The 25,543-nt window shown below is 51.4% G+C and carries 25 protein-coding genes and 1 pseudogene; 19 read left to right on the top strand and 7 right to left on the bottom strand.

From position 1 onward, the window contains the following. Nucleotides 1–50: 50 nt before the first annotated feature. The gene (locus tag AAYN39_RS11525; protein ID WP_001540858.1) at nt 51–302 is read right to left on the bottom strand and encodes a hypothetical protein; all 252 of its coding nucleotides are present in this window, start codon (nt 300–302) and stop codon (nt 51–53) included. A 176-nt stretch (nt 303–478) separates the two neighbouring features. Between AAYN39_RS11525 and vapB the strand changes: the two genes are divergently transcribed. The 10 genes from vapB to AAYN39_RS11475 all read left to right on the top strand — a co-directional run bounded on the left by vapB (nt 479) and on the right by AAYN39_RS11475 (nt 10,294). After that, nucleotides 479–706, top strand: a complete 228-nt coding sequence (gene vapB, locus AAYN39_RS11520; RefSeq protein ID WP_000557549.1) for a toxin-antitoxin system antitoxin VapB — start codon at nt 479–481, stop codon at nt 704–706. Next, nucleotides 706–1,104, top strand: coding sequence for a tRNA(fMet)-specific endonuclease VapC (vapC, locus tag AAYN39_RS11515; protein ID WP_000911334.1), 399 nt, complete (start codon nt 706–708; stop codon nt 1,102–1,104). The genes vapB and vapC overlap by 1 nt, the downstream gene beginning before the upstream one ends. 806 nt (nt 1,105–1,910) lie before the next feature. Beyond that, a complete protein-coding gene (locus tag AAYN39_RS11510; protein WP_001038500.1) occupies nt 1,911–2,447 on the top strand; it encodes an STM3031 family outer membrane protein in 537 nt (178 codons plus the stop codon). Between the two features lie 46 nt (nt 2,448–2,493). After that, the gene (locus AAYN39_RS11505) at nt 2,494–3,126 is read left to right on the top strand and encodes a YfdX family protein (protein WP_000835268.1); all 633 of its coding nucleotides are present in this window, start codon (nt 2,494–2,496) and stop codon (nt 3,124–3,126) included. Between the two features lie 718 nt (nt 3,127–3,844). Then, nucleotides 3,845–4,426, top strand: coding sequence for a fimbrial protein (locus tag AAYN39_RS11500; RefSeq protein WP_001244646.1), 582 nt, complete (start codon nt 3,845–3,847; stop codon nt 4,424–4,426). Between the two features lie 119 nt (nt 4,427–4,545). After that, nucleotides 4,546–7,035, top strand: a complete 2,490-nt coding sequence (gene stdB, locus AAYN39_RS11495) for a fimbrial outer membrane usher protein StdB (RefSeq protein ID WP_000705516.1) — start codon at nt 4,546–4,548, stop codon at nt 7,033–7,035. A gap of 40 nt (nt 7,036–7,075) precedes the next feature. Beyond that, the gene (stdC, locus tag AAYN39_RS11490; RefSeq protein WP_000798497.1) at nt 7,076–7,819 is read left to right on the top strand and encodes a fimbrial biogenesis chaperone StdC; all 744 of its coding nucleotides are present in this window, start codon (nt 7,076–7,078) and stop codon (nt 7,817–7,819) included. Then, nucleotides 7,816–8,892, top strand: a complete 1,077-nt coding sequence (locus tag AAYN39_RS11485) for a hypothetical protein (protein WP_000141334.1) — start codon at nt 7,816–7,818, stop codon at nt 8,890–8,892. The genes stdC and AAYN39_RS11485 overlap by 4 nt, the downstream gene beginning before the upstream one ends. A 144-nt stretch (nt 8,893–9,036) precedes the next feature. Beyond that, nucleotides 9,037–9,549, top strand: a complete 513-nt coding sequence (locus tag AAYN39_RS11480) for a CaiF/GrlA family transcriptional regulator (protein WP_000336256.1) — start codon at nt 9,037–9,039, stop codon at nt 9,547–9,549. Further along, nucleotides 9,536–10,294, top strand: coding sequence for a transcriptional regulator (locus AAYN39_RS11475; protein ID WP_000134788.1), 759 nt, complete (start codon nt 9,536–9,538; stop codon nt 10,292–10,294). Before AAYN39_RS11480 ends, AAYN39_RS11475 begins: the two co-directional genes overlap by 14 nt. 209 nt (nt 10,295–10,503) lie before the next feature. Here the strand turns inward: AAYN39_RS11475 and AAYN39_RS11470 are convergent. Further along, nucleotides 10,504–11,382: pseudogene (locus AAYN39_RS11470) on the bottom strand (nickel/cobalt efflux protein RcnA). Nucleotides 11,383–11,503: 121 nt separating this feature from the next. On the opposite strand from AAYN39_RS11470, the gene rcnR reads away from it, so the two are divergent. Then, nucleotides 11,504–11,776 (top strand): Ni(II)/Co(II)-binding transcriptional repressor RcnR, encoded by a 273-nt coding sequence (gene rcnR, locus AAYN39_RS11465; RefSeq protein ID WP_000019953.1) that lies wholly within the window; start codon nt 11,504–11,506, stop codon nt 11,774–11,776. Nucleotides 11,777–11,806: 30 nt separating this feature from the next. Here rcnR and AAYN39_RS11460 read toward each other — a convergent pair whose 3' ends face one another. Both AAYN39_RS11460 and AAYN39_RS11455 read right to left on the bottom strand, forming a co-directional pair. Continuing rightward, entirely contained in the window at nt 11,807–13,036 is a 1,230-nt protein-coding gene (locus tag AAYN39_RS11460) for an amino acid permease (RefSeq protein ID WP_000036836.1), read from the bottom strand. Between the two features lie 141 nt (nt 13,037–13,177). Continuing rightward, the gene (locus tag AAYN39_RS11455; protein ID WP_001519547.1) at nt 13,178–13,633 is read right to left on the bottom strand and encodes a multidrug/biocide efflux PACE transporter; all 456 of its coding nucleotides are present in this window, start codon (nt 13,631–13,633) and stop codon (nt 13,178–13,180) included. A 103-nt stretch (nt 13,634–13,736) separates the two neighbouring features. Here AAYN39_RS11455 and AAYN39_RS11450 point away from each other — a divergent pair, with 103 nt between their 5' ends. The 6 genes from AAYN39_RS11450 to AAYN39_RS11425 all read left to right on the top strand — a co-directional run bounded on the left by AAYN39_RS11450 (nt 13,737) and on the right by AAYN39_RS11425 (nt 20,572). Next, on the top strand, nt 13,737–14,600 hold the full coding sequence (locus AAYN39_RS11450) for a LysR family transcriptional regulator (RefSeq protein WP_001270764.1): 864 nt from the start codon (nt 13,737–13,739) through the stop codon (nt 14,598–14,600). Nucleotides 14,601–14,722: 122 nt separating this feature from the next. Next, on the top strand, nt 14,723–15,901 hold the full coding sequence (locus AAYN39_RS11445; protein ID WP_000665983.1) for an acetyl-CoA C-acetyltransferase: 1,179 nt from the start codon (nt 14,723–14,725) through the stop codon (nt 15,899–15,901). Between the two features lie 429 nt (nt 15,902–16,330). Then, the gene (kduI, locus tag AAYN39_RS11440; RefSeq protein ID WP_000383270.1) at nt 16,331–17,167 is read left to right on the top strand and encodes a 5-dehydro-4-deoxy-D-glucuronate isomerase; all 837 of its coding nucleotides are present in this window, start codon (nt 16,331–16,333) and stop codon (nt 17,165–17,167) included. A 54-nt stretch (nt 17,168–17,221) separates the two neighbouring features. Next, nucleotides 17,222–17,983, top strand: coding sequence for a 2-dehydro-3-deoxy-D-gluconate 5-dehydrogenase KduD (kduD, locus tag AAYN39_RS11435; RefSeq protein WP_000602495.1), 762 nt, complete (start codon nt 17,222–17,224; stop codon nt 17,981–17,983). Nucleotides 17,984–18,336: 353 nt separating this feature from the next. Continuing rightward, on the top strand, nt 18,337–19,752 hold the full coding sequence (gene araE / locus AAYN39_RS11430) for an arabinose-proton symporter AraE (RefSeq protein ID WP_000253635.1): 1,416 nt from the start codon (nt 18,337–18,339) through the stop codon (nt 19,750–19,752). Nucleotides 19,753–19,864: 112 nt separating this feature from the next. Then, nucleotides 19,865–20,572, top strand: a complete 708-nt coding sequence (locus tag AAYN39_RS11425) for an aspartate/glutamate racemase (RefSeq protein WP_000848628.1) — start codon at nt 19,865–19,867, stop codon at nt 20,570–20,572. Here the strand turns inward: AAYN39_RS11425 and AAYN39_RS11420 are convergent. Then, nucleotides 20,544–21,479, bottom strand: coding sequence for a LysR family transcriptional regulator (locus AAYN39_RS11420; RefSeq protein WP_000741798.1), 936 nt, complete (start codon nt 21,477–21,479; stop codon nt 20,544–20,546). The genes AAYN39_RS11425 and AAYN39_RS11420 overlap by 29 nt on opposite strands. A gap of 117 nt (nt 21,480–21,596) precedes the next feature. Between AAYN39_RS11420 and lysA the strand changes: the two genes are divergently transcribed. After that, a complete protein-coding gene (gene lysA, locus AAYN39_RS11415) occupies nt 21,597–22,859 on the top strand; it encodes a diaminopimelate decarboxylase (protein WP_000056585.1) in 1,263 nt (420 codons plus the stop codon). A 9-nt stretch (nt 22,860–22,868) separates the two neighbouring features. Here the strand turns inward: lysA and AAYN39_RS11410 are convergent, their stop codons facing one another. Together AAYN39_RS11410 and galR are read right to left on the bottom strand one after the other, a co-directional pair. Then, a complete protein-coding gene (locus AAYN39_RS11410) occupies nt 22,869–23,891 on the bottom strand; it encodes a LacI family DNA-binding transcriptional regulator (protein WP_000968342.1) in 1,023 nt (340 codons plus the stop codon). Between the two features lie 10 nt (nt 23,892–23,901). Next, the gene (galR, locus tag AAYN39_RS11405; protein ID WP_000201028.1) at nt 23,902–24,930 is read right to left on the bottom strand and encodes an HTH-type transcriptional regulator GalR; all 1,029 of its coding nucleotides are present in this window, start codon (nt 24,928–24,930) and stop codon (nt 23,902–23,904) included. Between the two features lie 207 nt (nt 24,931–25,137). On the opposite strand from galR, the gene AAYN39_RS11400 reads away from it, so the two are divergent. Next, nucleotides 25,138–25,365 carry a hypothetical protein gene (locus AAYN39_RS11400; RefSeq protein ID WP_071525129.1) on the top strand — a complete coding sequence of 76 codons (228 nt, stop codon included), beginning with the start codon at nt 25,138–25,140 and terminating at the stop codon, nt 25,363–25,365. The last annotated feature ends 178 nt before the right edge of the window (nt 25,366–25,543 follow it).

The following is a 25,543-nucleotide window of genomic DNA, read 5'->3' as shown; positions in this document are numbered from 1 at the left end:
GATCAGCGATTCTGACGCGTCCACCTCGGTGTGGCGGTCGTCGCTGACGATCACTTTGACATGGAGAATTTTGTACTCACTGAATGTTCGAACCGGACCACCTCCCAAGAGGTGAAGGAATAGTCCATCAGACGGATTTCCTGTCGCGCGGTCTCAATTATCTTAAGAACAAGCTGGAGATCTGTACCTTCCGGATAAAATCCTGCCTCAATGATGGCTGCGTAAGTATGCGGTACTGGCGCACACCGAGCCAGACCGAGCAAACCGGGCAGAAGCCATGGGCACATATGTTTTTTATGCATTGTTTGCATGGTATTTCCTTCATTGGATGTATTCAGAAATGCCGGAGTCGGACAAGGATGCCCTGCGGAGTGCGCGTCATGTGACTGGATTATTTTTTCCTGTATATCTCTTTGACATATACATCGCCTCTACTCATAATGGATATACGCGTTGTATATCCAGAAAGGGGGCAGTTATGCACACAACACTTTTTTTTAGTAACCGGACCCAGGCAGTCAGATTGCCTAAATCGATATCCTTTCCGGAGGATGTGAAACATGTCGAAATCATTGCGGTTGGTAGAAGCAGAATCATTACTCCAGTCGGAGAATCCTGGGACAGCTGGTTCGATGGCGAAGGCGCCAGTACTGATTTTATGAGCACCAGAGAACAACCCGCAGTACAGGAACGGGAAGGATTCTGATGCTGAAATTCATGCTTGATACCAATACTTGTATTTTCACCATCAAAAATAAGCCCGAACACATCAGAGAACGCTTCAACCTCAATACATCCCGAATGTGTATCAGCTCCATCACCTTAATGGAGCTGATTTACGGTGCTGAAAAAAGCCTGGCACCGGAGCGTAATTTTGCAGTCGTGGAGGGATTTATCTCCCGCCTTGAGGTTCTGGATTACGATACACAGGCAGCGATACATACCGGTCAAATCCGTACCGAACTGGCCCGCAAGGGAACACCTGTCGGGTCTTATGACCAGATGATTGCTGGCCATGCCCGTAGCCGCGGACTGGTCGTCGTCACAAACAATCTCCGCGAGTTTGAACGCATTCCGGGTATCCGAATCGAAGACTGGTGCTAATTTCTGCATCAGATGTTATCCCCGGATTCAAACTCTTTTCCGGATTGTAGTGGCACAGTCAATTTGGTTACCTGCTTAATGGTGGTTTGCATCACATTTTTAGCTGGTGGTATTTTTTTATGTTGACTGGAGATATCTGCCAACAGCATAACTTTTACGGCCAGATAATAAATAAAAGAGTACCAAAATGTCGTATTCTGACATGGTTACGAAGGGAGTACCGCTCCCTTCTTTTTTTGTTTCCTGGATACTCACTGAACAATGCCGTTACTGCCCGATAACTGCCGCATCCCCTCTCCATAGCCGTTTCCTGCAACTTAAATCACAGACGTTGATTTACCAGGCCGATATGGCTTCTTTCCCGTTATATACCCTTCATACTTCAAGTTGTTTATGTGTTGGCTACGGATTACTCGGCCCATCCATGGGCCTCGCCCTGACGGGCCGTCGCACGCGACGTTCAAATCTGCTCCCGGCAGATTTGTCGCTCACCCCAGTCACATAGTTATCTATGCTCCTTGGGACTCACTCCCTTGCCGCCTTTCAGCAACTCAAATTATTTTTGGTATATATCAGTGAACTTCTATTTTTGTCAGTTTTTATTTTTCAGTTTATTTATTATTAAATACTGTTTCTGGCCTGGATATATTTTCGTGAATAGCCTCCCGATAGCCGGAGATAAAGGTATTTGCTGGCGTAACAGTGCTCATAATTTAAAAGATTTATTTATAGTTTGTTATCACGGAAAGATTTTAACTTAATACATGCCAGTAAGGCATCAGGTAAAAATAACCGGAGAGAAGAAGATGAACAAAATGCTATTAGCCGGAAGTGCCGGTATTGTTCTGCTGTCTGCTGCAGCCAGTCCGGTATGGGCAGACGATAATGCCAGTACATTTTCACTTGGATACGCCCAGTCCCATACTAATCACGCCGGGACGTTGCGTGGGGTTCGGCTGGCAAACAACTATGAAATGTCACCGGACTGGGGGCTGACAACCTCATTTGCCTGGCTAAATGGAAGCCAGCGCTATTCCGATGAAAGCAGTAATGGTCGTGTAACAACCCGTTATTACTCCCTGCTTGCAGGCCCCTCATGGAAAATAAATAACCAGTTAAGTCTGTATAGTCAAGTGGGCCCCGTATTATTGCATCAGCGTGATCACGGGATAAATGAGTCTGATAGTAAGGTCGGATATGGTTATTCTGCTGGCGTGGCTTATACCCCGGTCAGTAATGTCGCTATAACTCTGGGTTATGAGGGAGCGGATTTTGATGCTACCCATAACAGCGGAAGCCTTAATAGCAATGGTTTTAATCTTGGCGTGGGTTACCGGTTCTGAATAGGATAATCCGATAAAAAATGTTACTTTGTGGAGATGATGGATTATGAAAAGCCATATTATGCCAGGCGTTGCGCTGATGGTTATCCTGTTTTCAGGAAATCTTATGGCCGCAACAAACATGACTGATAACGTTACTCTGAATAATGACAAGATATCCGGACAGGCCTGGCAGGCCATGCGTGATATCGGAATGTCGCGATTCGAGTTGTTTAATGGTCGCACCCAAAAGGCGGAACAACTGGCTGCGCAAGCAGAAAAACTCCTGAACGATGACAGCACTGACTGGAATCTGTATGTCAAATCAGATAAAAAAGCCCCAGTTGAAGGAGACCACTATATTCGGATAAATTCATCGATTACGGTAGCCGAAGATTATCTCCCTGCGGGCCAGAAAAATGATGCTATTAATAAAGCAAACCAGAAAATGAAAGAAGGAGATAAAAAAGGGACTATAGAGGCCCTGAAACTAGCAGGCGTCAGTGTTATTGAAAATCAGGAACTCATTCCTCTTCAGCAAACCCGTAAGGATGTGACTACAGCGCTTTCCTTGATGAACGAAGGAAAATACTATCAGGCAGGTCTGTTACTGAAATCAGCTCAGGATGGCATAGTTGTAGACTCTCAGTCAGTTCAGGAATCACCCACGCACCCCGTGCAGCACGACGCCGCGCATTAATATCCCCCAGCCTGCTGTATATATTACAGCAGGCAGCATTATGTCTGACAGCCATTACCAGTTTGTTCTTTGCTGTCGGCATTGTTTTTAAAATTCATCCGTGAAGTTCAGGAATATCAGGGTACCTGCATTTATATCTATTGTGATGTCCATCACAAATACAGAAGAATATCATTTCATTTATTATTTTTTATCCCTTCCGCTTATGATGGTTCATAATGATTTATTAAGTTAATTCTTTGGAATTAAATCCCTTCTACTTGCGCTATATCTAGTTTTTTATGCTACAAGTAATTTCATTGTTATATATGATTAGTATTATGTGTTGTAAATATCCATTGTAATGGAAAAGCAAAACATACATTCCCGATAACATATTACAAAATATTTCATGTCCGCTGAGAATATCTGTCTGTTAGGTGTTCATTCGCTTATAATTACATTTAAAAGTATTTCTTTGATGATTATTCTTAAATTACGATCATAATCATCGATCGTATCGATCTATTTTTATTGTTTTAATTTGAATAAGAATTTTCTTACAACTGATTAGGCATTAGCTGAAATCAATATTTTTCGATGGAAAGTTCAGGTGCTTCGTTTAACACCCGGCGTTTATTATTCATGCGAATCTTTTCTGAACGCTTTCATTAATACCCTCAGATTTGTTTTCAGCCTTTGCAAAATAATTCTCATTCACCCAAAGGACATATTATCTATGCGTAATAAAATAATACTTGCCATGGCGGCTGCCGGTATGATGTATGGCGCTTCTGTATATGCAGTCGATCCACCAACAGCAGGCCCGTTCGGCTCAGGTAAAATTACCTTTACTGGTACCATCACCAACTCCCCCTGTGATATCGCACCGGGCGACGATGCGATCACCGTTCCATTTGGACAGATTTCTTACCGTAAACTGAATACCGCCGATGCAACCACGGACTCAAAACCGTTCACCATTCATCTGCAGAACTGTGCTTTCGATCCGAATATCCCGGACACAGCTGGCTCCGCAGGGAAAATGTCCAAAGTGACCGTCTCTTTCTCTGGCGGAGCCAATGTCGCGAAAAAGGCTTACACCACCAGCGGCAGCGCACAGCATGTTGGTGTCCAGCTACTGAAGAGTGACAACACCGCAATTATCGAGCCCAACACCCAGATGCCGGAGGACGACGCTCAGCAACTGCAGGCCGGAAACAACGAACTCAACTTCTATGCCCGGCTAATAGCACTGGATAATGGCGTCACGCCCGGTGACTTCACCGCATCTGTCACCTACACTCTGAAATACCTGTGATTTTACGCGGTAAATAACGACAGGGAGAAGCCGTCCACGGAGGGGTTCGGACGGCTTTTATATCTGACCATGCCTGCGGGCTGTCTGTTACACGGACGACAACACGAAAGCGCCATGCCATGAAAATTACCCGGCTTGCCATTCTGATTACCCTGACATTTTCCGTCCTGAAGTCGCAGGCCACGGAGTTCAATGCCAGCCTGCTGGACAGCGGGAACCTGTCTAACGTGGACCTCACGGCCTTCAGCCGCGAGGGGTATGTGGCGCCCGGTAACTATATTCTCGATATCTGGCTCAATGACCAGCCGGTACGGGAACAGTATCCAGTCAGGGTTGTACCGGTTGCCGGACGCGATGCGGTCGTCATCTGTGTGACAACAGACATGGTGGCCATGCTGGGTCTTAAGGATAAGATTATTCATGGCCTGAAACCCGTTACCGGTATCCCGGACGGGCAATGCCTTGAGCTGCGCTCCGCTGACAGTCAGGTACGGTACAGCGCTGAAAATCAGCGTCTGACCTTCATTATTCCCCAGGCCTGGATGCGTTATCAGGACCCGGACTGGGTGCCCCCTTCACGCTGGAGCGACGGCGTCACCGCTGGCCTGCTTGATTACAGCCTGATGGTCAACCGCTATATGCCGCAGCAGGGGGAAACCTCTACCAGCTACAGCCTCTACGGCACCGCCGGGTTTAATCTCGGCGCCTGGCGGTTGCGGAGCGATTACCAGTACAGCCGTTTTGACAGTGGGCAGGGCGCATCACAGTCCGATTTTTATCTGCCGCAGACGTATCTGTTCCGTGCCCTGCCAGCACTGCGCTCAAAACTGACGCTCGGACAGACGTACCTCAGCTCCGCTATTTTTGACTCCTTCCGCTTTGCTGGGCTCACTTTGGCCAGCGATGAGCGCATGCTGCCGCCCTCTCTTCAGGGGTATGCCCCGAAAATTAGCGGCATTGCGAACAGTAATGCACAGGTCACCGTCAGCCAGAATGGTCGCATTCTGTACCAGACCCGGGTGTCACCGGGGCCTTTTGAGCTTCCCGACCTGAGCCAGAATATCAGCGGCAACCTGGATGTCAGCGTCCGGGAAAGCGACGGCAGCGTCCGGACCTGGCAGGTCAACACGGCTAGCGTCCCCTTTATGGCACGCCAGGGACAGGTTCGCTATAAGGTGGCCGCCGGACGTCCGCTGTACGGCGGTACGCATAACAACAGCACGGCCAGCCCTGACTTTCTGCTCGGGGAGGCCACCTGGGGAGCATTTAACAACACGTCGCTGTATGGCGGCCTCATTGCCTCCACCGGCGACTACCAGTCCGCGGCGCTCGGGATCGGCCAGAATATGGGGCTGCTGGGCGCTCTGTCTGCGGACGTCACCCGCTCAGATGCGCGGTTGCCGCACGGGCAGAAGCAGTCCGGTTACAGCTACCGTATCAACTATGCCAAAACGTTTGATAAAACCGGCAGTACCCTGGCGTTCGTCGGATACCGCTTCTCGGACCGCCATTTTCTGTCCATGCCGGAGTACCTGCAGCGTCGGGCCACCGACGGCGGCGATGCATGGCATGAAAAACAGAGCTACACCGTGACTTATAGCCAGTCCGTTCCGGTACTCAACATGAGCGCGGCCCTCTCGGTAAGCCGGCTCAATTACTGGAATGCGCAGTCCAACAATAACTACATGCTCAGCTTCAACAAAGTGTTCAGTCTCGGCGAGCTTCAGGGGCTCTCGGCCTCGGTGTCGTTTGCCCGTAACCAGTACACCGGCGGGGGCAGCCAGAATCAGGTCTACGCCACCATCAGTATCCCGTGGGGCGACAGCCGCCAGGTGAGCTACAGCGTGCAGAAGGATAACCAGGGCGGCCTGCAGCAGACCGTGAATTACAGCGATTTCCATAACCCGGACACCACATGGAACATCAGCGCCGGTCATAACCGCTATGACACCGGCAGTAACAGCAGCTTCAGCGGCAGCGTGCAGAGCCGTCTGCCGTGGGGCCAGGCGGCAGCGGACGCCACCCTGCAGCCCGGACAGTACCGCAGCCTGGGCCTGAGCTGGTACGGCTCGGTGACCGCCACCGCCCACGGCGCCGCCTTCAGCCAGTCGATGGCCGGGAATGAGCCTCGCATGATGATAGATACCGGAGACGTGGCCGGTGTACCGGTGAACGGCAACAGCGGGGTGACCAACCGCTTCGGGGTGGGCGTGGTGAGCGCCGGCAGCAGCTATCGGCGCAGCGATATTTCGGTTGATGTGGCCGCCCTGCCAGAGGACGTGGACGTTAGCAGCTCCGTCATCAGCCAGGTGCTGACGGAGGGCGCGGTGGGCTACCGGAAGATTGACGCCAGCCAGGGGGAGCAGGTGCTCGGTCATATCCGGCTGGCTGATGGCGCCAGTCCACCGTTTGGCGCCCTGGTGGTGTCCGGAAAAACCGGCAGAACCGCGGGGATGGTCGGGGATGACGGTCTGGCCTACCTGACCGGACTCAGCGGGGAAGACCGCCGGACCCTGAACGTGCCCTGGGATGGCCGGGTGCAGTGCAGACTCACCCTGCCGGAAACGGTGACACTCAGTCGGGGGCCGCTGTTACTGCCCTGCAGATAAAAATATCCCTGTCACAGAGCAGGACTAACGGAGAAAACAGGTGAAAAACAGCAGAAGAAGCCGTGTGATTTTACTCGCACTGGCGGCAGCATGGAGCCAGTACAGCCCGGCAGCCGTCAATGTCGACCGGACCCGTATTATCATGGATGCACCGCAGAAAACGGTGGCCATCACGCTGAATAACGATGACAAAACCACGCCGTTCCTGGCGCAGTCCTGGGTGACGGACGCTGACGGGGTGAGAACGGATGCGCTGATAGCGCTGCCACCGCTGCAGCGTATTGATGCCGGACAGAAATCCCAGGTCCGTATCACCCAGGTTCGCGGGCTGACAGACAAGCTCCCTCAGGACAGGGAAACGCTGTTCTGGTTTAACGTGCGGGGCGTTCCCCCGAAGTCAGAAGACGACAACGTCCTGCAACTGGCCATGCAGAGCCAGCTGAAACTGTTTTACCGTCCGAAAGCCATTATCAGAAGCAGCAGTGACCAGCCGGAAAGAAAGCTGACTGCTGAGCGGAATGCGGGACATCTGACCCTCAGAAACCCGACGCCGTACTACATCACTGTGGCGTGGCTGGGAGCAGACCGCAGCCACAGGCTCAGCGGTTTCCGCGAGGGCGTGATGGTGCCGCCCCTGGGGAGCCTGCCCTTAAAGGCTGTTCTGCCGGCAGAAACCCGGACGCTGTGGGTGGGGTATATAGATGATTATGGTGGACTGCAGATGAACCGCTACACCTGTGATGCCCTGAACTGCGCGTTTAAGGACGCAGGGGTGACATCATGACAGAATGGATTTTTAATCTGAAAACAAAACTGACCGTGCTGGTGATGATGTTGTGTTCTTTATGTGTGACTAAAGTGTATGCGGTTGAGCCAGGTATAAATGAATGTGTAGTCACTTCTGGTCAGAATATTAATTTAAGAAGTATAAATTTGACAACCGATGATTTTAAACCTGGCCCGGATTCGGTTATCTATTCAATCAATCAGGATGCAGTTTTCAAATGTTCAATGGGATATGGCACGCAATTTCCACAGCTGGTATTTAATCAGGGCTACTTCAGTAAATTTACCCAGACACTAGATGCGATGGGACTTGGATTCAGAATGTCCGTTAAAGAAACAGAAAATGTTTCAAATGTTGTTTCGTTCTCCTGGGATGAAATAAAGAGCACTCAGTCAGGAAATGAGTTACGAAAAGAGTTTGGCACAAAACTACCTGTTGGAACTACAGAGCGAAAAGTAAGGATAACACTGGATTTCTTATATACAAAAGCATATTCAGAGAGTAGTGCAGTTACAGCTTTTACGGGGATAAGTAATGTTTTAAATATTGTACCTTTTCCTTATTCTTTGAGACAAAACGGATTTGTTTTATCTGGTTTTAATGTGAGAATTCTCAGAAACGGATTGGGTAAAGTTGACATTGTTCCATTACAGGTCAACTTTGGGCATATTTATACGACTTATGAACCTTCACAGACCAGACAGGCAAATTTTACAGTGATCGCCAGGCAGGTTTTACGACCGGCTATGGGACAGGAATTCGCGATCCCGCTGGCCATCACCTTCGGGAAAGGTGCGCTGACACAGGATACCGGGCAAACTCTGAATCTTGTCAGTCTGGATGGCCCCAACAAAGGTCAGCCTAATGGACTCCGGCTTTCAATAAAAGATGATAAAGGAAAAGAGATTACTTTTGATAAACAAGAAGTACTGGGGGATATTACTATTACAGGAACTGTCACCGGTAATGTGTCGAAGGTATATACTGCAGTAATAACCCCGACCCTGGGGGGAAGTGTAAAGACAGGAAAGTTTTCTGCTGCAATACTCGTTACTGTTACCTATAACTAATCGGGGGTGACAGATAATAAAAATAAAAGAGCTGACTGAGTTATCGGGGAACTAATCCCGAATAAACCCACATTAATAATAAATACTATTTAAGAGCTGTTCTTCACCTCCGGAAAATTATTTACCCAGTTATGGAGAGGTTTTATGTGCCCTGATAATACACACGCAAAAAAGCAGTACCTTATCCCAGGTAACGATATTCATTATCCCGGACAGACCAACCATGATGCCTGTTTTATTCCGGTAAGTGTCCGCCAGTATGCCGGCGAGCCCCTGTATATCATCGTGGCACACTGGTGCCTGTTGCAGCAGAACTGGGTTCAGCGTAACCAGATAGCAGAGGCGTTTCACATCACGGCCAGACGGGCCAGCTACCTGATTGCCTATCTGCGAAGCAAAACATCGCGGGTGGTCAGCATCTGCCGTCACCAGACCCTGCCCAATAAAGCACGACGCTATGAGATTTATGTTATCCGGGTTCTTGACAGTCCCACCCCGTCCACGCGCCGTGAAAAAGCCGGACCGCCGCCGGTATCAAAACGCCGGGTCGGTAATGGTGACAGGTCGATGGCAAATGAACTGTGGAACCGGCTGTGCAGTAACAGAAATGCGGGAAAGATCCTGAAAAAGAGGGAGGATGAGGATGACAGAACATAACCGGATACCGGCCCGGCAGATTATCGTTTACGGTGACTGCTGGCCGGTGACGATCGCCGTGGCACACCTGGTCCGGAGATTTCTGCCGGGCTGCAACTGTGAAACCGCATACAGGCTGCCTGTTCTGTTGCAGCAATTACGTCGGAAACCGGAGGCCATACTGATACTGTGTCTGCGTCCCCGTGAACATCTCTTTTTGTTCTATTCCCTGAGGCAGATACTGCCGGACTACCCGGTTATGATTATCAGCGATGAGCTGTTTTTCAGCGACCGGGTGGTACTGAAGGTATACGGCGGCATCCCGGCGCTGCTGGAGCAGGAACTGGCGGAGATACTTATTCGGTGGCGGCGGGATGAACAGTGGGCCGGGGGCGCACGCCTGCGCAGGACAGGAGGGCTGGACGCCTTTTTGTTATCTCCGGATCCGGTGACGGGCTTTCTGGAAGTGCCACCGATATTTAACAATCCGAAGCGGTTGATGAACTATATGGACCAGTTGATGCACCGGGAGATACTGGCATGCGGAGTGAGCCTGGCCCAGTTACGCTTGCTTCAGGAAGTTTACCGTGGACGGGGAAGGTTATCAGCGCTGTGTGGAAGGCTGAACACGCAGGAGAAGCAAATCTGGCAGGACAAATACCGGTTACTGGTGAAGCTGGGAATGCGGAACCGATTACGGGAACTGCTGTTTGGTACCCGGTTTTGTAAATCACTGCAGCGAACTCCGTTTATCGCTCCGCAATAACCCGCCTCCGGCGACCCTATCCAGAAACACTGACACACCGGCTAAACCCGGTGGCGGTGGGGTATGTTTTGCCTGTGGTGTAGTGGAGTAAAATACAGAATTCAGGCGGGACGCTGAATGTATGGCCTTTCATACCGTTTGATAAGTAAAAACGCTTCTGGAATGAAACCCGAAGTGAATGATACGGCCTGAGCAGAAGCGTTACATATTTACTGCATGATCCCGGTATAGCCATGAATTCCCATATACACGCCGACCAGACCAATCAGAATGCTCGAAAAATAGGGCGCCCGCCGGGCAAGCGTCGAAAAACCACTCCAGCGCTTTGCTGCCTGTTGAACGCTTATCGCCGCGCCAACGCCTACCGTCACCAGCGTTAATGCCAGGCCAAGACTAAAGCTCAGCACCATCGTGGCACCCAGCGTAAACGCTTTAAGCTGGATACAAATCAGTAAAACGGTGATCGCAGCCGGACAGGGGATAAGCCCTCCGGTCAGGCCGAACAGCAGGATCTGTCCATTATTCACTGTTTGACCATCAAAACGGCGTTGAATATCGGCAGCATGGGCGCGTTCATGGGCATCCTGATACGCTTTTGACGTTGCGCCTTCCGGATGTATGTGACCATGATGGTCATGGTCATGGTCATGGTCATGGTCATGGTCATGGTCATGGTCATGGTCATGGTCATGGTCGTAATGGTGGTCGTGATGGTGGTCGTGATGGTGGTTTCCCGCCAGCCACTGCTGCTCGCCTCGTCATGTCCGCCAGAACATCCAGCACGCGGTGCTCAGAATAATGATCGCAGAAATTAACTGCAGCCATGGTTCCACTGATTGTGCGGTGAATGCCCGGCTAAGATACATCCCACCCAGCGCGATTAACCAGACGATCGCGGTATGAGAAAGCGTTGCTGCCAGACCGAGCATGACAGCCTGTTTAACCGTACCTTTAATGGCAATGATAAAAGCCGCCATCATGGTTTTGGAGTGCCCTGGTTCAAGCCCGTGCAAAATACCTAATAAAATGGCGCTGGGAATGAAGAACCAGCCGTTTCCTTGCTGAAGAAGTGTCGAAAATTCACCCATGAGAATGATTCTTAGTTGTTTTATGTGGGCGTCATTCTACTCCCCCCCAGTATGGAATACTACCCCCCAGTAGCATCGTAATGCTATAATTTGTATTCGTTAATGTTAGTGAGGTGTTGTAATGTCACATACCATCCGGGACAAACAAAAGCTTAAAGCCAGAACCAGCAAGATTCAGGGGCAGGTGATAGCGCTAAAAAAAATGCTGGATGAACCGCATGAATGCGCGGCCGTGTTACAACAGATCGCGGCGATTCGCGGCGCGGTAAATGGCTTAATGCGCGAGGTGATTAAAGGGCATCTGACCGAGCATATCGTTCATCAGAGTGATGAAGCCAGACGTGAAGAAGATCTGGACGTAATATTAAAGGTGCTGGATTCTTATATAAAATAGCCGGGAGTTATATCCCGGCTATCTTTTACTTTAGCCGAAAAACATCACCGATACGCAAAGTAAACCGACGACCAACGTAATGAAATTACCTATTGAACGGTAGGGTTTCAATGCCGGTATCAGGTACGTTGACAACGTGGGCATAATAAACAGAATCATCGCAATGAGCGGGCCGCTAATGGCATAAATCATAGAGATGGCATTCGGGTTAATACAGCAAATAATAAACGTAATCCCGGAAACCAGCATGATAGACAGCGCGCGATTGAACGCCCGGCTTTTTTTCACGCCAACCTGCTGTAGGGTGGTTCTTACCATTTCGGTTGCGCCCTCGATGACGCCGAAATAGGTGCCGAGGAAAGATTTCGACATGGCCACGACGGCAACGATAATACCGGAAATAGAGAGCCAGGCCGGCGCATTGGGCATCATCGAGAGCGCGGAAAGGATGGTAACGCCTTCGTTGCGCGCGTCTTCAATGTATGACGGCGGAATGGAGAGCAGGCAGCTAAAGACAAAGAACAGCACACTCAGGCAGATAATCAGGTAGGCGACCTTCATGATCTTTTTGCATTTATCCATGGCCTGATCGCCAAAATTTTCCCGTCTGTCGATGGCAAACGTCGAAATAATGGGCGTATGGCTAAAAGCAAAAACCATCACCGGAATAGAAATCCATACCTGGTGCAACGTGTGACTATCCAAAGACATCTGCCCGGTCAGTAACGAGGGTTGCCAGCTTCCGGTTAAGTAGAGCGAAAGGAACAAGAAGTAAGCGATAAGTGGAAAGACTAAAAAGCCCATTACGCGAAGAGTGGCATGTCTTCCCATTAAGAAAATCATATTCAGGATAAGTACTACGCCGAAGCTAACTGCCATCCGGATGCGAATATCTATCTGAATATGCTTCGCTAATTGCTCTGTCAGGGAATTGGTAATCGCCACAGCATAAATTAATACCACGACAAAAAACGCAATGAAATAAAGCGTGGTAATAATACTGCCGATTTTCTTGCCGTAATAATGAGTAACGGCGCCAGTAATTCCCTCACCTGCAGAAGTCTTTGAGGAAAGAATAAACTGACACAGCGCCTTATGCGGCCAGTATGTTAGAGGCCAGGCGACCAGCGCGGTAATAAATAGCACGATTGCGCCTGCCGATCCCAACTGGATGGGAAGGAAAAGAGTGCCTGCGCCTACAGCCGTTCCGTATAATGCAAAACTCCAGAGAGTCTCATCTTTTGACCAAATTTTAGACATTATTTGAATTTATCAACTATAAAACACACAAAAAGAAGCGCAATTTACCATAAATAGCGTCAGTTGGGGGCGTTTTAAGCAGATGGATGTCGTGGAGGAGGAGGGCCGGGAGCGTTGCGATCCCGGCAAAAAAGAGCAATATCATGCACTAACGCGCTGTTGGCGGCGGGTCACTATTCGTTGGCGTAAAACATCGTATGCCCAGTTGTACAGCATCGTGTACGGCAAAAAGAACAGGAAGAAACCAATTTCCAGGGTGAATGCTTGTAGCAGGCTGACATTCAGTACCCAGGCGACAATACTCACGCCAATGACAATAAACCCACTTTCAAATCCTAACGCATGGAGTGCGCGCACTTTGGCGGTTCGTCTCACCTGATGCGCAGGCCACAGTCGATCAAACAGAGCGTTATAAATGATATTCCAGATCATGGCCGTCGTTGCCAGCAATATCGTCAGGCCGCCCATCTCCAGCACCGAGCGCTGCATTAGCCAGGCGGTCGTTGGCGCCAGTATCGCAGTCGCAATACCTTCAAAACAGACAGCATGGAAAATACGCTCCGGCAGCGAGCGACGTTGTATGGCGTCATGTTGCATAAATGAAAAAACCTTACTCTTAATCAAATTAAAGAAATTTCCGCTATTTTATCGTTTAATATGATACCTAAAAGATAAAATCCATCGATAAAGTAGATAGGTTATGCGTTACTCACCTGAAGCGTTAATGGCATTTGTTGAGGCCGTCTCTTGCGGCTCGTTTTCTGCGGCGGCGCGCCGCCTGCGTAAAAGCCAGTCCACCATTAGTACCGCCATTGCGCATCTGGAGGCGGATCTGGGATTTTCATTATTTGATCGATCATCGCGCCAGCCCGTTCTGACCGAAGAAGGAAAACGGGTGCTTAGCTATGTTCAGGCTATTTTATCGGCGAGCGACCGTCTGGATGAGGTGGCGCTGACGTTATCCGGCGAGACGGAGACAAGGCTCACGTTCGTCCTCTCTGATACCCTGCACCCTGACAGTCTGGAAGAGTTAATGGCGCAGTTTGATCGTCAATTCCCGCATACCGAGTTTGAATGTTTGATCGGAGAAAATGATGATGTCATCGACCTGCTGCAAAAAGGGCGCGCCCAGATAGGCCTGATTGAAGCGCGTGATAACTATCCCACAGACATTGGCGCGACGCGTCTGCTTGTTCAAAGCTGGATGGGGGTTTATGTGGCGACCACGCATCCGTTGGCGTCGCAGACGAACCTGCAATGGGAGCAACTGCATACCTGGCGCGAGCTGCGTCTGAATACCTACCTTGACTCTAACGCCAACATTACGCGCGGCCCGGCCTGGTCAGCGCCAAACTATTTATTGCTGTTGAGCATGGCGGTTCAGGGATTTGGCTGGTGCGTATTGCCCTGCGCGCTGGTGGAAGAGTTTGCGGCGGAAAAACCGCTGGCGCAGCTGGATGTTCCTGGCTGGCCGAGGGCGATTGCTATTGATTTGTTGTGGAACAAGAAGACGCCGCCCGGAACGGCGGGGAACTGGCTTCGCTACCATTTACAGCAGAAATAAGCTGCGCCACCGTCAAATCAGCGTCATTTCCTTTGTGATAAAACTCACTTTTTTTAAACAATCAAGATAACTAATTTTAACAATGCTCTACTATGGCGGTGTCATTTTGCGCTGAGGTGGTAATGAAAGAGGTTGTGATAGTGGGGGCTTTACGGACACCCATCGGCTGTTTTCAGGGAACGCTGGCCCGTCATTCCGCCGTCGAGCTGGGGAGTATGGTCGTAAAAGCGTTAATTGAGCGCACCGGCGTGGACGCTAATGCTATCGATGAGGTCATCCTCGGTCAGGTACTGACGGCTGGCGCCGGGCAGAATCCGGCGCGCCAGTCAGCCATCAAAGGAGGGCTGCCGACTACCGTTTCCGCTATTACCATTAATGACGTTTGTGGTTCCGGTTTAAAAGCGTTGCACCTGGCGACGCAGGCTATTCAGTGCGGCGAAGCGGACATTGTTATTGCGGGCGGGCAGGAGAATATGAGCCGTGCGCCGCATGTCCTCAATGACAGCCGTACCGGCGCGTTGCCTGATGCCGACAATCTGGTGGATAGTCTGGTACATGATGGCTTATGGGATGCCTTCAACGATTATCACATTGGCGTGACGGCAGAAAACCTGGCGCGGGAATATGGCATCAGCCGCGAGTTACAGGATGCTTATGCGCTCAGTTCGCAACAAAAAGCCAGGGCCGCGATTGATACCGGACGTTTTAAAGATGAGATTGTCCCCATCGTCACGCAACGTAATGGGCAGACCGCAATTGTCGATACGGATGAACAACCGCGGGCCGACGCCAGTGCGGAGGGGTTAGCCCTGCTGCATCCGGCGTTTGATAGTTTAGGTTCGGTGACGGCGGGTAATGCCTCTTCAATCAACGATGGCGCCGCCGCGGTGATGATGATGAGCGAGACGAAAGCCCAGGCGCTGGGGCTGCCGGTGCTGGCGCGCATCCGCGCGTTTGCCAGCGTCGGCGTCGATCCTGCGCTAATGGGGATTGCGCCGGTATATGCTACCCGGCGCTGTCTGGAGCGTGCCGGCTGGCAACTGACGGAGGTCGACCTTATCGAAGCCAACGAAGCGTTTGCCGCCCAGGCGTTGTCGGTAGGAAAAATGCTGGAATGGGATGAGCGACGGGTAAACGTTAATGGCGGCGCGATTGCGCTGGGGCATCCCATTGGCGCTTCCGGTTGTCGAATTCTGGTTTCACTGGTGCACGAAATGGTTAAACGCGACGCGCGAAAAGGTCTGGCGACGCTGTGTATCGGTGGCGGCCAGGGCGTTGCTTTAACCATTGAACGCGACTGATCCTACGCCAGCCACCCTTTTCCTGCTTCAGTATTCCGTCATAAAAAGCCCTCTATCACGAGGGCAAAGCCAGTGACAGACCCCCCTTTTTCGTTATAGCGCAGAACTTCTTGCCGCGGCGGGCATTGCAGACGCGTACCGCTTTTAATTCAATTCGCACATCAGACCTCGTTCTAAAACAAGCTCCAATTTTTATCTGGGTAACCGCATACAGCATCTGGCGCGCATGTCTGAAAATCAGACAAATGCGTAAGTTTTAGCGCCGATCGTGATCGCTACAGCAGTTTTAAAAATAACCAGACATAAAAATGAAACGTTGTTTTATTTATTGTTGAAAACCTTTATCCAGGCGACTATGATGCCGTTAAATAAATCAAAACAGTGTTTTGATTTTATGCCGTTGCGATCGATTTATCATTGGAGGGAAAAGTGGACGTAAGGCAAAGTATCCATAGCGAGCACGCTAAAACGCTGGACACCCAGGCGCTGCGACGCGAGTTTTTAATAGAAAATATTTTTGTCGCTGATGAATATACGATGGTCTACAGCCATATCGACCGTATTATTGTCGGCGGCATTATGCCCGTCAGCCATCCCGTTGAAATCGGCGGAGAAGTAGGTAAACAGCTTGGCGTTTCCCGATTACTGGACCGCCGCGAGCTGGGCGTCATTAATATTGGCGGCGCGGGCGCCATTATCGTTGACGGGCAGCGCCATGACATTGGTCATCGTGATGCTCTGTATATTGGTAAAGGGGCGAAAGAGCTGGTCTTCGTCAGCAATGAGGCGAGCAGACCGGCGAAGTTTTATTACAACTGCGCGCCAGCGCACACCGCTTATCCGACGAAAAAAGTGTCGCCTGCCGACGTTGCGCCCGTCACCTTAGGCGATAACCTCACCAGTAACCGTCGCACCATCAATAAATACTTCGTACCGGATGTACTGGAAACCTGTCAGCTCAGTATGGGACTCACCGAACTGGCGCCCGGCAATCTATGGAACACCATGCCATGCCATACCCATGAGCGCCGTATGGAAGTTTACCTCTATTTCAATATGGAAGAGGACAGTTGCGTTTTCCATATGATGGGGCAGCCTCAGGAAACCCGTCATATTGTGATGCGTAATGAACAGGCGGTTATTTCCCCAAGCTGGTCAATACATTCCGGCGTTGGCACCAAAGCCTATACGTTTATTTGGGGCATGGTGGGAGAAAATCAGGTCTTCGATGACATGGATCACGTTGCGGTACAAGATCTGCGCTAGTCGCGACCGGTGATAACGCCTGTGTGACAGGCATGACAAAAATAAGGATTAACAATGATTTTGAATGCATTTTCTCTTGAAGGTAAAGTCGCGGTTGTGACGGGGTGCGATACCGGATTGGGACAGGGGATGGCGTTAGGGCTGGCGGAAGCGGGCTGTGACATTGTCGGTATTAACATTGTTGAACCGACGGAAACTATTGCGCGCGTCACCGCTCTGGGACGACGTTTTTTAAGCCTGACAGCCGATCTGCGTCAAATCGATGGTATTCCGGCGCTACTGGAACGGGCGGTGGCGGAATACGGTCATATTGATATTCTGGTGAATAACGCGGGTTTGATCCGTCGTGAAGATGCGATTGATTTCACGGAAAAAGACTGGGATGACGTCATGAACCTGAACATCAAGAGCGTGTTCTTTATGTCTCAGGCGGCGGCAAAATATTTTATTGCCCAGGGCAACGGCGGCAAAATTATTAATATCGCGTCTATGCTTTCCTTCCAGGGCGGCATTCGTGTTCCGTCTTATACCGCGTCGAAAAGCGGCGTAATGGGAATAACGCGTCTGATGGCGAACGAGTGGGCGAAACACAATATCAATGTAAACGCCATCGCGCCGGGCTATATGTCCACGAATAATACCCAGCAATTGCGCGCTGATGCACAACGTAGCGCCGAAATTCTCGACCGTATTCCGGCTGGACGTTGGGGGCTACCGGGCGATTTAATGGGGCCGGTAGTCTTCCTGGCATCCAGCGCCGCTGATTATATTAACGGCTATACCATAGCGGTAGATGGCGGTTGGCTGGCGCGTTAATCCGCTACTGACAAATGCGTTTCTGGGAAAATCGACTCTTTGGCCGAAAAAACTGATAAAGCCCTGTCCTCGTACAGGGTTTTTTTATGATCTCATTAGCATAGTCCATATTGTGGGTTTAACTTAATCCATATATTGTTAAATAATAGCTATGATAAATGGTTTAACTTATTGAAATATTGGTGGTTTGAAAAAATACCCGGCAACGGCGTTAAATTTAAAAAGTGTAATATCCATCACATATCGCTATAGCGTAGCCATTTAATCCATATTTATGCCGTTTCCAGCCTGACACTTGAGGAAGAGTATCCCGTACTTTCAGGCTATGTCTTACTCTGTGGTGGCAGGAAAATATGGTCTCTATTAATGACTCTGCTTTAACGCCGCGTTCGCTTCGCGACACACGACGTATGAATATGTTTGTTTCGGTTTCTGCAGCGGTAGCGGGACTGTTATTTGGTCTGGATATCGGCGTTATCGCTGGGGCGCTGCCTTTTATTACCGACCATTTCGTACTGACCAGCCGGCTGCAGGAATGGGTCGTCAGCAGTATGATGCTTGGCGCGGCAATTGGCGCATTATTTAACGGCTGGCTTTCATTTCGGCTGGGGCGTAAGTATAGCCTGATGGCTGGCGCGATTTTGTTCGTGCTCGGCTCGCTGGGGTCGGCGTTTGCTTCCAGCGTGGAAGTATTGATTGGCGCCCGCGTGATACTGGGCGTAGCAGTAGGGATTGCGTCCTATACCGCGCCGCTTTATCTCTCTGAAATGGCTAGCGAAAATGTTCGCGGTAAAATGATCAGTATGTATCAACTGATGGTGACGTTAGGCATTGTGCTGGCTTTTTTATCCGATACGGCATTCAGCTACAGCGGCAACTGGCGCGCGATGTTGGGCGTGCTGGCGCTGCCTGCGGTGTTGCTCATTATTCTGGTGGTATTCCTGCCGAATAGTCCGCGCTGGCTGGCGCAAAAAGGTCGCCATATCGAAGCGGAAGAGGTGCTGCGTATGCTGCGCGATACCTCGGAAAAAGCCCGTGATGAACTGAATGAGATTCGGGAAAGCCTCAAACTCAAGCAGGGCGGATGGGCATTATTTAAAGCTAACCGTAATGTTCGCCGCGCCGTGTTCCTCGGTATGTTGCTACAGGCAATGCAGCAGTTCACCGGCATGAACATCATTATGTACTATGCGCCGCGCATTTTTAAAATGGCCGGCTTTACCACCACGGAACAGCAAATGATCGCTACGCTGGTGGTCGGACTGACCTTTATGTTCGCGACTTTTATCGCCGTCTTTACGGTCGATAAGGCCGGGCGTAAACCGGCGTTAAAAATCGGTTTCAGCGTAATGGCGTTAGGGACATTGGTGTTGGGCTACTGCCTGATGCAGTTTGATAACGGTACGGCATCAAGCGGTCTCTCCTGGCTTTCCGTTGGGATGACGATGATGTGTATCGCCGGTTACGCGATGAGCGCCGCTCCGGTGGTGTGGATACTGTGTTCGGAAATCCAGCCGCTGAAATGTCGTGATTTTGGCATTACCTGTTCAACCACGACAAACTGGGTATCGAACATGATCATCGGCGCGACATTCCTGACACTGTTGGACAGCATTGGCGCGGCAGGTACATTCTGGCTCTACACCGCGCTGAATATCGCTTTTATCGGCATCACTTTCTGGCTGATTCCGGAAACCAAAAATGTCACCCTGGAGCACATCGAACGCAAGCTAATGGCGGGCGAGAAGCTAAGAAATATTGGCGTGTAATCCCCCCTCCCATGCCGGATGACGCCTGTTATCCGGCATGATGAAAAATAGACTGGAAACGGATGTGTAAGTTTGTTTCACTGCCATAATGCTTTACAAAAAGGAGAGCGCAGTGAAAACGATCGGGCTGTTGGGGGGGATGAGCTGGGAATCGACTATCCCTTATTACCGTTTAATCAATGAAGGCATTAAACAGCAGCTGGGAGGCCTGCACTCGGCGAGCTTACTGCTGCATAGCGTAGATTTCCACGATATTGAAGTATGTCAACGCCGCGGCGAATGGGATAAAGCGGGCGATATCCTGGCGCAGGCCGCGCAGGGGTTACAGCAGGCGGGCGCAGAAGGTATTGTGCTGTGTACCAACACCATGCATAAAATCGCGCACATTATTGAATCTCGTTGTTCTCTGCCTTTCCTACACATCGCGGATGCTACCGGGCGAGCCATCGCCCGTCAGGGGTTGCATCGCGTGGCGCTATTAGGGACTCGCTATACGATGGAGCAGGATTTTTATCGCGGGCGGCTGGAACAGCAATTTGCGATTGAGACCATCGTGCCGGAGGCGGACGATCGGGCGCGTATCAATCAGGTGATTTTTGACGAGCTCTGTCAGGGGATATTCACTGACGCGTCGCGCCACTATTATTTACAGGTTATCGAACAACTGGCTGCGCAAGGCGCGCAGGGCGTTATTTTTGGCTGTACTGAAATAGGTTTGCTTGTTCCCCAGACGCAAAGCGCGCTACCGGTTTTCGATACTACGGCAATTCATGCCGCAGATGCCGTGAGCTTTATGCTTTCGTCATCGGCCCCAGAATAACCTCCAGCGGTTCGACCAGGCGCGAAAGATGCGTTTGTAAATGCTTACTGAAGGCGTCAACCAGCGCGGAGGCGGGGCGGTGTAGCGGGCGAATCAGGCTGACGGTAAAGGGCACGTCAATGCTGAAGCGGCGGACGGTGACGCCGCTGGCGGCATAGTCCAGCGCGGTCAGCGGGTTAACGATCGAAACGCCCGCCCCGGCGCGCACCATCGCGCAGACGGAGGCCGCGCTATGCGTTTCCACCACCATTCTGCGCTTCACCTGATGTTCGGCAAATAACGTATCCAACAACTGTCGATAGCTGTCCAGGCGGGAGAGGCTGATAAAGTTTTCCCCCTGAAAATCGTCTGGCGTCAGTACCGTTTTGGCGGCAAGCGGATGGTCGCAGGGCAGTACGCACACTTCATTCAGCGTTAGTAACTCGGTGCGGGTTGTTCCTGCCGGGGCATGAAGCGTCTCCGTCAGCCCTAAGTCGTGGCGCTGAGCGGAGAGCCACTCTTCCAGCAACGGCGACTCCTGCGGCACAATATTCAGGCTGACATCCGGATAACGCGCCAAAAAAGGCGGTAGTAGCGGCGGCAAAAAGGATTGTGAAAAGACCGGCAGGCAGGCGATAGAGAGTTCGCCCTGACGGAACTCGCGCAGACTTTCCGCCGCGCTGACGATGCGATCCAACCCATACCAGGAGCGTTGTACCTCTTCGAACAGGCGTAGCCCTTGCACCGTCGGATGTAAGCGCCCGCGTGTGCGCTCAAACAGCGTTAATCCCAGCACTTTCTCAAAACGCGCCAGCTCGCGACTGACGGTAGGCTGCGAGGTATGCAGCAGCCGCGCCGCTTCGGTGAGATTTCCGGCGGTCATTACGGCATGAAAAATTTCAATGTGACGTAAATTAACGGCAGCCATACGTTTCCCTGAATCATTTATCCCATATCATTTTTGCATAGACTGACAATAAAACGATATTTTTTATTCTTTCTAAGGTATGGCGTAATCGTTAAAAAGCCTGTTCCGGAGTTTGTTATGTCATTGCCGCATTATCACGCTGAAACTGACCTTAACGCTGAAAATTTGCTCAGATTGCCTGCTGAATTCGGCTGTCCGGTCTGGGTCTATGACGCGCACATTATTCGCCGTCAGATAGCCGCCCTGCAGCAGTTTGACGTCGTGCGTTTTGCGCAAAAAGCCTGTTCGAACATTCATATCCTGCGCTTAATGCGCGCGCAGGGTGTCAAGGTGGATTCTGTTTCATTGGGGGAGATCGAACGTGCGCTGGCGGCGGGCTACGATCCGCAAACGTGCCCTGATGATATCGTTTTTACCGCCGATGTGATTGACGCCGCCACGCTGGCGCGCGTCAGTGAACTGCATATTCCGGTCAATGCCGGCTCGGTAGATATGCTGACGCAGCTTGGTCAGGTTTCGCCTGGGCATCGCGTCTGGTTGCGCGTGAATCCTGGCTTTGGTCACGGCCACAGCCAGAAAACCAACACCGGGGGCGAAAACAGCAAACACGGCATCTGGCATAGCGATCTTCCGGCGGCGCTGGCGGTAATGCAGAAATACCGACTGAAACTTGTCGGTATCCATATGCACATTGGTTCCGGCGTCGATTATGGCCATCTGGAGCAGGTTTGCGGCGCGATGGTACGCCAGGTGCTGGAATGTGGTCAGGATGTGGAGGCGATTTCGGCAGGCGGCGGACTCTCGATACCTTATCATGAGGGAGAAGAGCCCGTTGATACGCGCCATTACTATGGTCTGTGGAACGCGGCGCGCGAGCAAATCGCCCGCCATCTGGGACATGCGGTCAAACTTGAGATCGAACCCGGACGTTATCTGGTGGCGCAATCGGGCGTGCTGGTAACGCAGGTGCGTAGCGTAAAACAGATGGGAAGCCGCCATTTCGTGCTGGTCGACGCTGGTTTTAACGATCTGATGCGCCCGGCGATGTACGGTAGCTATCACCGTATTTCGGCGCTGGCGGCGGATGGTCGCGCGCTTGAAAATGGCCCGTGGGTCGAGACGGTGGTCGCCGGGCCGCTATGCGAATCAGGCGATGTTTTTACGCAGCAGGAAGGGGGAATGGTTGAAACACGCGCCTTACCTGCGGTCATCCCCGGCGATTACCTCGTATTGCACGATACCGGCGCGTACGGCGCGTCTATGTCATCGAATTACAACAGCCGCCCGCTCCTGCCGGAAGTACTGTTTGACAATGGACAGGCGCGGCTGATCCGCCGTCGTCAAACCATTGAAGAGCTGTTAGCGCTGGAGATGCTCTGAAGCGCATCATTAGACCGGACGTTGAAAAAACGGGCCCGCGGCGACGGACTCGCGCAGAATCAGCGTGCCGGTAAAGGGCGGGATCGGGGCGACCGGCTCGCTGTTCGCCAGACGAACGGCCTGATCAATTGCGGTGGCTATCATATCCTCGATGGGTAAATAGACTGTTGAAAGCCCCGGCTCAAGCCAGGTTGCGCCCGGCGCATCGTCAAAACCAAACAGCGACACATCCTGCGGGATGCGTAATCCGGCCTGGCGCAGCGCTTTTGCCGCGCCCAGCGCCGTGTCATCATTACAGGCGAATAGCGCGCTAAACGTGACGCCTTCCTCCAGTAATTCCCGGCAGGCGTCATAGCCGCGCGTCAGCGTGTAATCGCCGTATTTCACTTTTGCCGGTTGCCAGGGAATGCCATATTTTTCCAGCGCCTTTCGATAACCCGCTACGCGTGATGTGCCGGTGGGAGTATGAACAGGCAGCGTAATACAGGCGATATCGCGATGGCCCTGCGTAATCAGGTATTCCACCGCCTGGAATGCCGCCGTCTCCTGCTCGAAGAAAATAGCGCGATCGTGGGCCTGAGTGATGTTGCGATTAATAATCACCAGCGGCATTTCCGTGGCGTCAATCAACGACAAAATCGTCGGCTCATCCATATAGCGAGTGTAAAGAATAATAGCGTCGCACTGTCTGTCGGCCAACATTTGTACGGCTTTCTGCTCTCGTTCCGGCGTATCGTGACCATCGGTGACGATCAACTGCTTGTTATGAAACTCCGCCTGGCGCGACGCCCGGCGCAACAAACTGCCAAAATAGAAGCCGTCAAACGTAGAGACGACCAGACCGATGCTGTTGCTGGTGCGATTTGCCAGCGAGCGTGCCAGCAGGTTGGGGCGATAGTCCAGAGCCTGCATCGCCGTAAACACTTTCTGGCGCGTGCTTTCTTTTACCTGCCCCGTCCCATTCAGCACTCGTGAGACGGTGGCCTTTGATACGCCCGCATGGCGGGAAACATCCAGCATTGTCGCCATCATGCTACCCTGATTAATCGGTTGTCGACAGGTGCCCGGTATCCGTCGGCGTGGACACCGAATGTCGGCGTACCAGTGTCGGACTAAATACATGAGTTACTTCTGGCGTAGGGCATTTCCCTGCCAGCGCTAAGGCCAGCTCCGCCGCCTGTGTCGCCATGGTGACGATCGGATACCGAATGGTGGTCAGTCGGGGACGCACATAGCGTGAGACCAGTACATCATCAAAACCGATGAGCGATACTTCGCCCGGCACCCCCACGCCATTATCATTTAATACTCCCATCGCGCCGGCCGCCATCGAGTCGTTATAGCAGGCCACCGCGGTAAAATGTCTGCCGCGACCTAATAACTCAGTCATCGCCTGCTCGCCGCCGCTTTCATCCGGTTCGCCGAACGTCACCAGCCGATCGTTAGCCGGGATATGGCTTTCCGCCAGCGCATCGTAATAGCCCCTCAGGCGATCTTCGGCATCAGAGATAGTGTGATTGGAACAGATATACCCAATACGCGTATGACCTTGCTGGATCAGATGCCGGGTCGCCAGCCATGCCCCGTAACGGTCATCCAGCGCGACACAGCGATGTTCTAACCCCGGTAAAATGCGGTTAATCAGCACCATGCCGGGGATTTGCTTCATTAATGAGGCCAGGTCCGCATCCGGAATCATTTTGGCGTGTACCACTAACGCTGCGCAACGATGACGAATCAACTGTTCAATAGCCTGACGCTCTTTTTGTTCGTTATGATACCCGTTGCCAATCAGTAAAAAATTGCCGGTGTGATACGCCACCTGTTCAACGGCTTTCACCATCGCGCCGAAAAAAGGATCGGAAACGTCGCCGACCACCAGACCGAGGGTTTCCGTTGCCTGCTGTGCCAGCGCGCGCGCGTTGGCGTTAGGGTGATAGCTCAGGGACTCCATTGCGCTGGTCACCGCCAGCCGGGACGCTTCGCTGGCTTTTGGCGAATCGTTAATAACGCGAGAAACGGTGGCGACTGAAACACCGGCCAGTCGGGCTACATCTTTTATGGTCGCCATGATAATACCTATAGTGGGTAAACGCTTACATTACGCCAGTTTTACGGAAAATGAACGTCTGTTCAAGCCTCTTGCCCCGCCGTGTCGGACAAATGTGACCTGCACGGGAGAAATGCGTCTGTAAAGTGACAATACAAATCTTTCGTTACAGTTTGCGAAGCGCTGTTGCGATTGTCTGCTGGCAGGCCAGCGAGTCAGGTTGATAGAGTGGTGATCCCAGAGGTATTGATAGGTGGAATCAACGTCATTGTTGATCACACGAATTACACCAACCTGCGTAGAGATGCGCAGGTTTTTTTTGTTTCGCCTGAACCTGTAACAGTAACGGATAATTTACACAACTCGTTGCATTTCCGTTTATTCCTTTGCGTTTTCGGACTGGCGATGCAGACGCGCGAAGCCCACAATCAAGATCCCAGAGGTATTGATTGGTGAGATTATTCGGTACGCTCTTCGTACCTGTCTCTTGCACCAACCTGCGCGGATGCGCAGGTTTTTTTTGTCTATGGAAAACCCCCAGCTAGGCTGGGGGTTCCGGAAAGCTTTCAGCTTTAAGCCAGTTATTAAAACCCCTTTTGATTTGTTAAAACATCTTGCGGTCTGGCAACTGCAA

This window comes from Salmonella sp. K21076, from assembly GCF_039650795.1.
GTDB classification, from domain to species: Bacteria; Pseudomonadota; Gammaproteobacteria; order Enterobacterales; family Enterobacteriaceae; genus Salmonella; species Salmonella enterica.
The sequence above is the reverse complement of the archived record's forward strand: the minus strand, read 5'-3'. Positions and strand labels throughout refer to the sequence as shown.

Coding starts and splice junctions, on each gene's coding strand:
- AAYN39_RS11455 (WP_001519547.1), bottom strand. CDS start 13,633: ATGCAACATGACGCCATACAACGTCGCTCGCTGCCGGAGCGTATTTTC.
- AAYN39_RS11505 (WP_000835268.1), top strand. CDS start 2,494: ATGAAAAGCCATATTATGCCAGGCGTTGCGCTGATGGTTATCCTGTTT.
- AAYN39_RS11460 (WP_000036836.1), bottom strand. CDS start 13,036: ATGTCTAAAATTTGGTCAAAAGATGAGACTCTCTGGAGTTTTGCATTA.
- rcnR (WP_000019953.1), top strand. CDS start 11,504: ATGTCACATACCATCCGGGACAAACAAAAGCTTAAAGCCAGAACCAGC.
- AAYN39_RS11420 (WP_000741798.1), bottom strand. CDS start 21,479: ATGGCTGCCGTTAATTTACGTCACATTGAAATTTTTCATGCCGTAATG.
- stdB (WP_000705516.1), top strand. CDS start 4,546: ATGAAAATTACCCGGCTTGCCATTCTGATTACCCTGACATTTTCCGTC.
- AAYN39_RS11410 (WP_000968342.1), bottom strand. CDS start 23,891: ATGATGGCGACAATGCTGGATGTTTCCCGCCATGCGGGCGTATCAAAG.
- vapB (WP_000557549.1), top strand. CDS start 479: ATGCACACAACACTTTTTTTTAGTAACCGGACCCAGGCAGTCAGATTG.
- AAYN39_RS11510 (WP_001038500.1), top strand. CDS start 1,911: ATGAACAAAATGCTATTAGCCGGAAGTGCCGGTATTGTTCTGCTGTCT.
- galR (WP_000201028.1), bottom strand. CDS start 24,930: ATGGCGACCATAAAAGATGTAGCCCGACTGGCCGGTGTTTCAGTCGCC.
- AAYN39_RS11525 (WP_001540858.1), bottom strand. CDS start 302: ATGCATAAAAAACATATGTGCCCATGGCTTCTGCCCGGTTTGCTCGGT.
- AAYN39_RS11485 (WP_000141334.1), top strand. CDS start 7,816: ATGACAGAATGGATTTTTAATCTGAAAACAAAACTGACCGTGCTGGTG.
- vapC (WP_000911334.1), top strand. CDS start 706: ATGCTGAAATTCATGCTTGATACCAATACTTGTATTTTCACCATCAAA.
- AAYN39_RS11480 (WP_000336256.1), top strand. CDS start 9,037: ATGTGCCCTGATAATACACACGCAAAAAAGCAGTACCTTATCCCAGGT.
- AAYN39_RS11450 (WP_001270764.1), top strand. CDS start 13,737: ATGCGTTACTCACCTGAAGCGTTAATGGCATTTGTTGAGGCCGTCTCT.
- lysA (WP_000056585.1), top strand. CDS start 21,597: ATGTCATTGCCGCATTATCACGCTGAAACTGACCTTAACGCTGAAAAT.
- araE (WP_000253635.1), top strand. CDS start 18,337: ATGGTCTCTATTAATGACTCTGCTTTAACGCCGCGTTCGCTTCGCGAC.
- AAYN39_RS11445 (WP_000665983.1), top strand. CDS start 14,723: ATGAAAGAGGTTGTGATAGTGGGGGCTTTACGGACACCCATCGGCTGT.
- kduD (WP_000602495.1), top strand. CDS start 17,222: ATGATTTTGAATGCATTTTCTCTTGAAGGTAAAGTCGCGGTTGTGACG.
- AAYN39_RS11500 (WP_001244646.1), top strand. CDS start 3,845: ATGCGTAATAAAATAATACTTGCCATGGCGGCTGCCGGTATGATGTAT.
- AAYN39_RS11475 (WP_000134788.1), top strand. CDS start 9,536: ATGACAGAACATAACCGGATACCGGCCCGGCAGATTATCGTTTACGGT.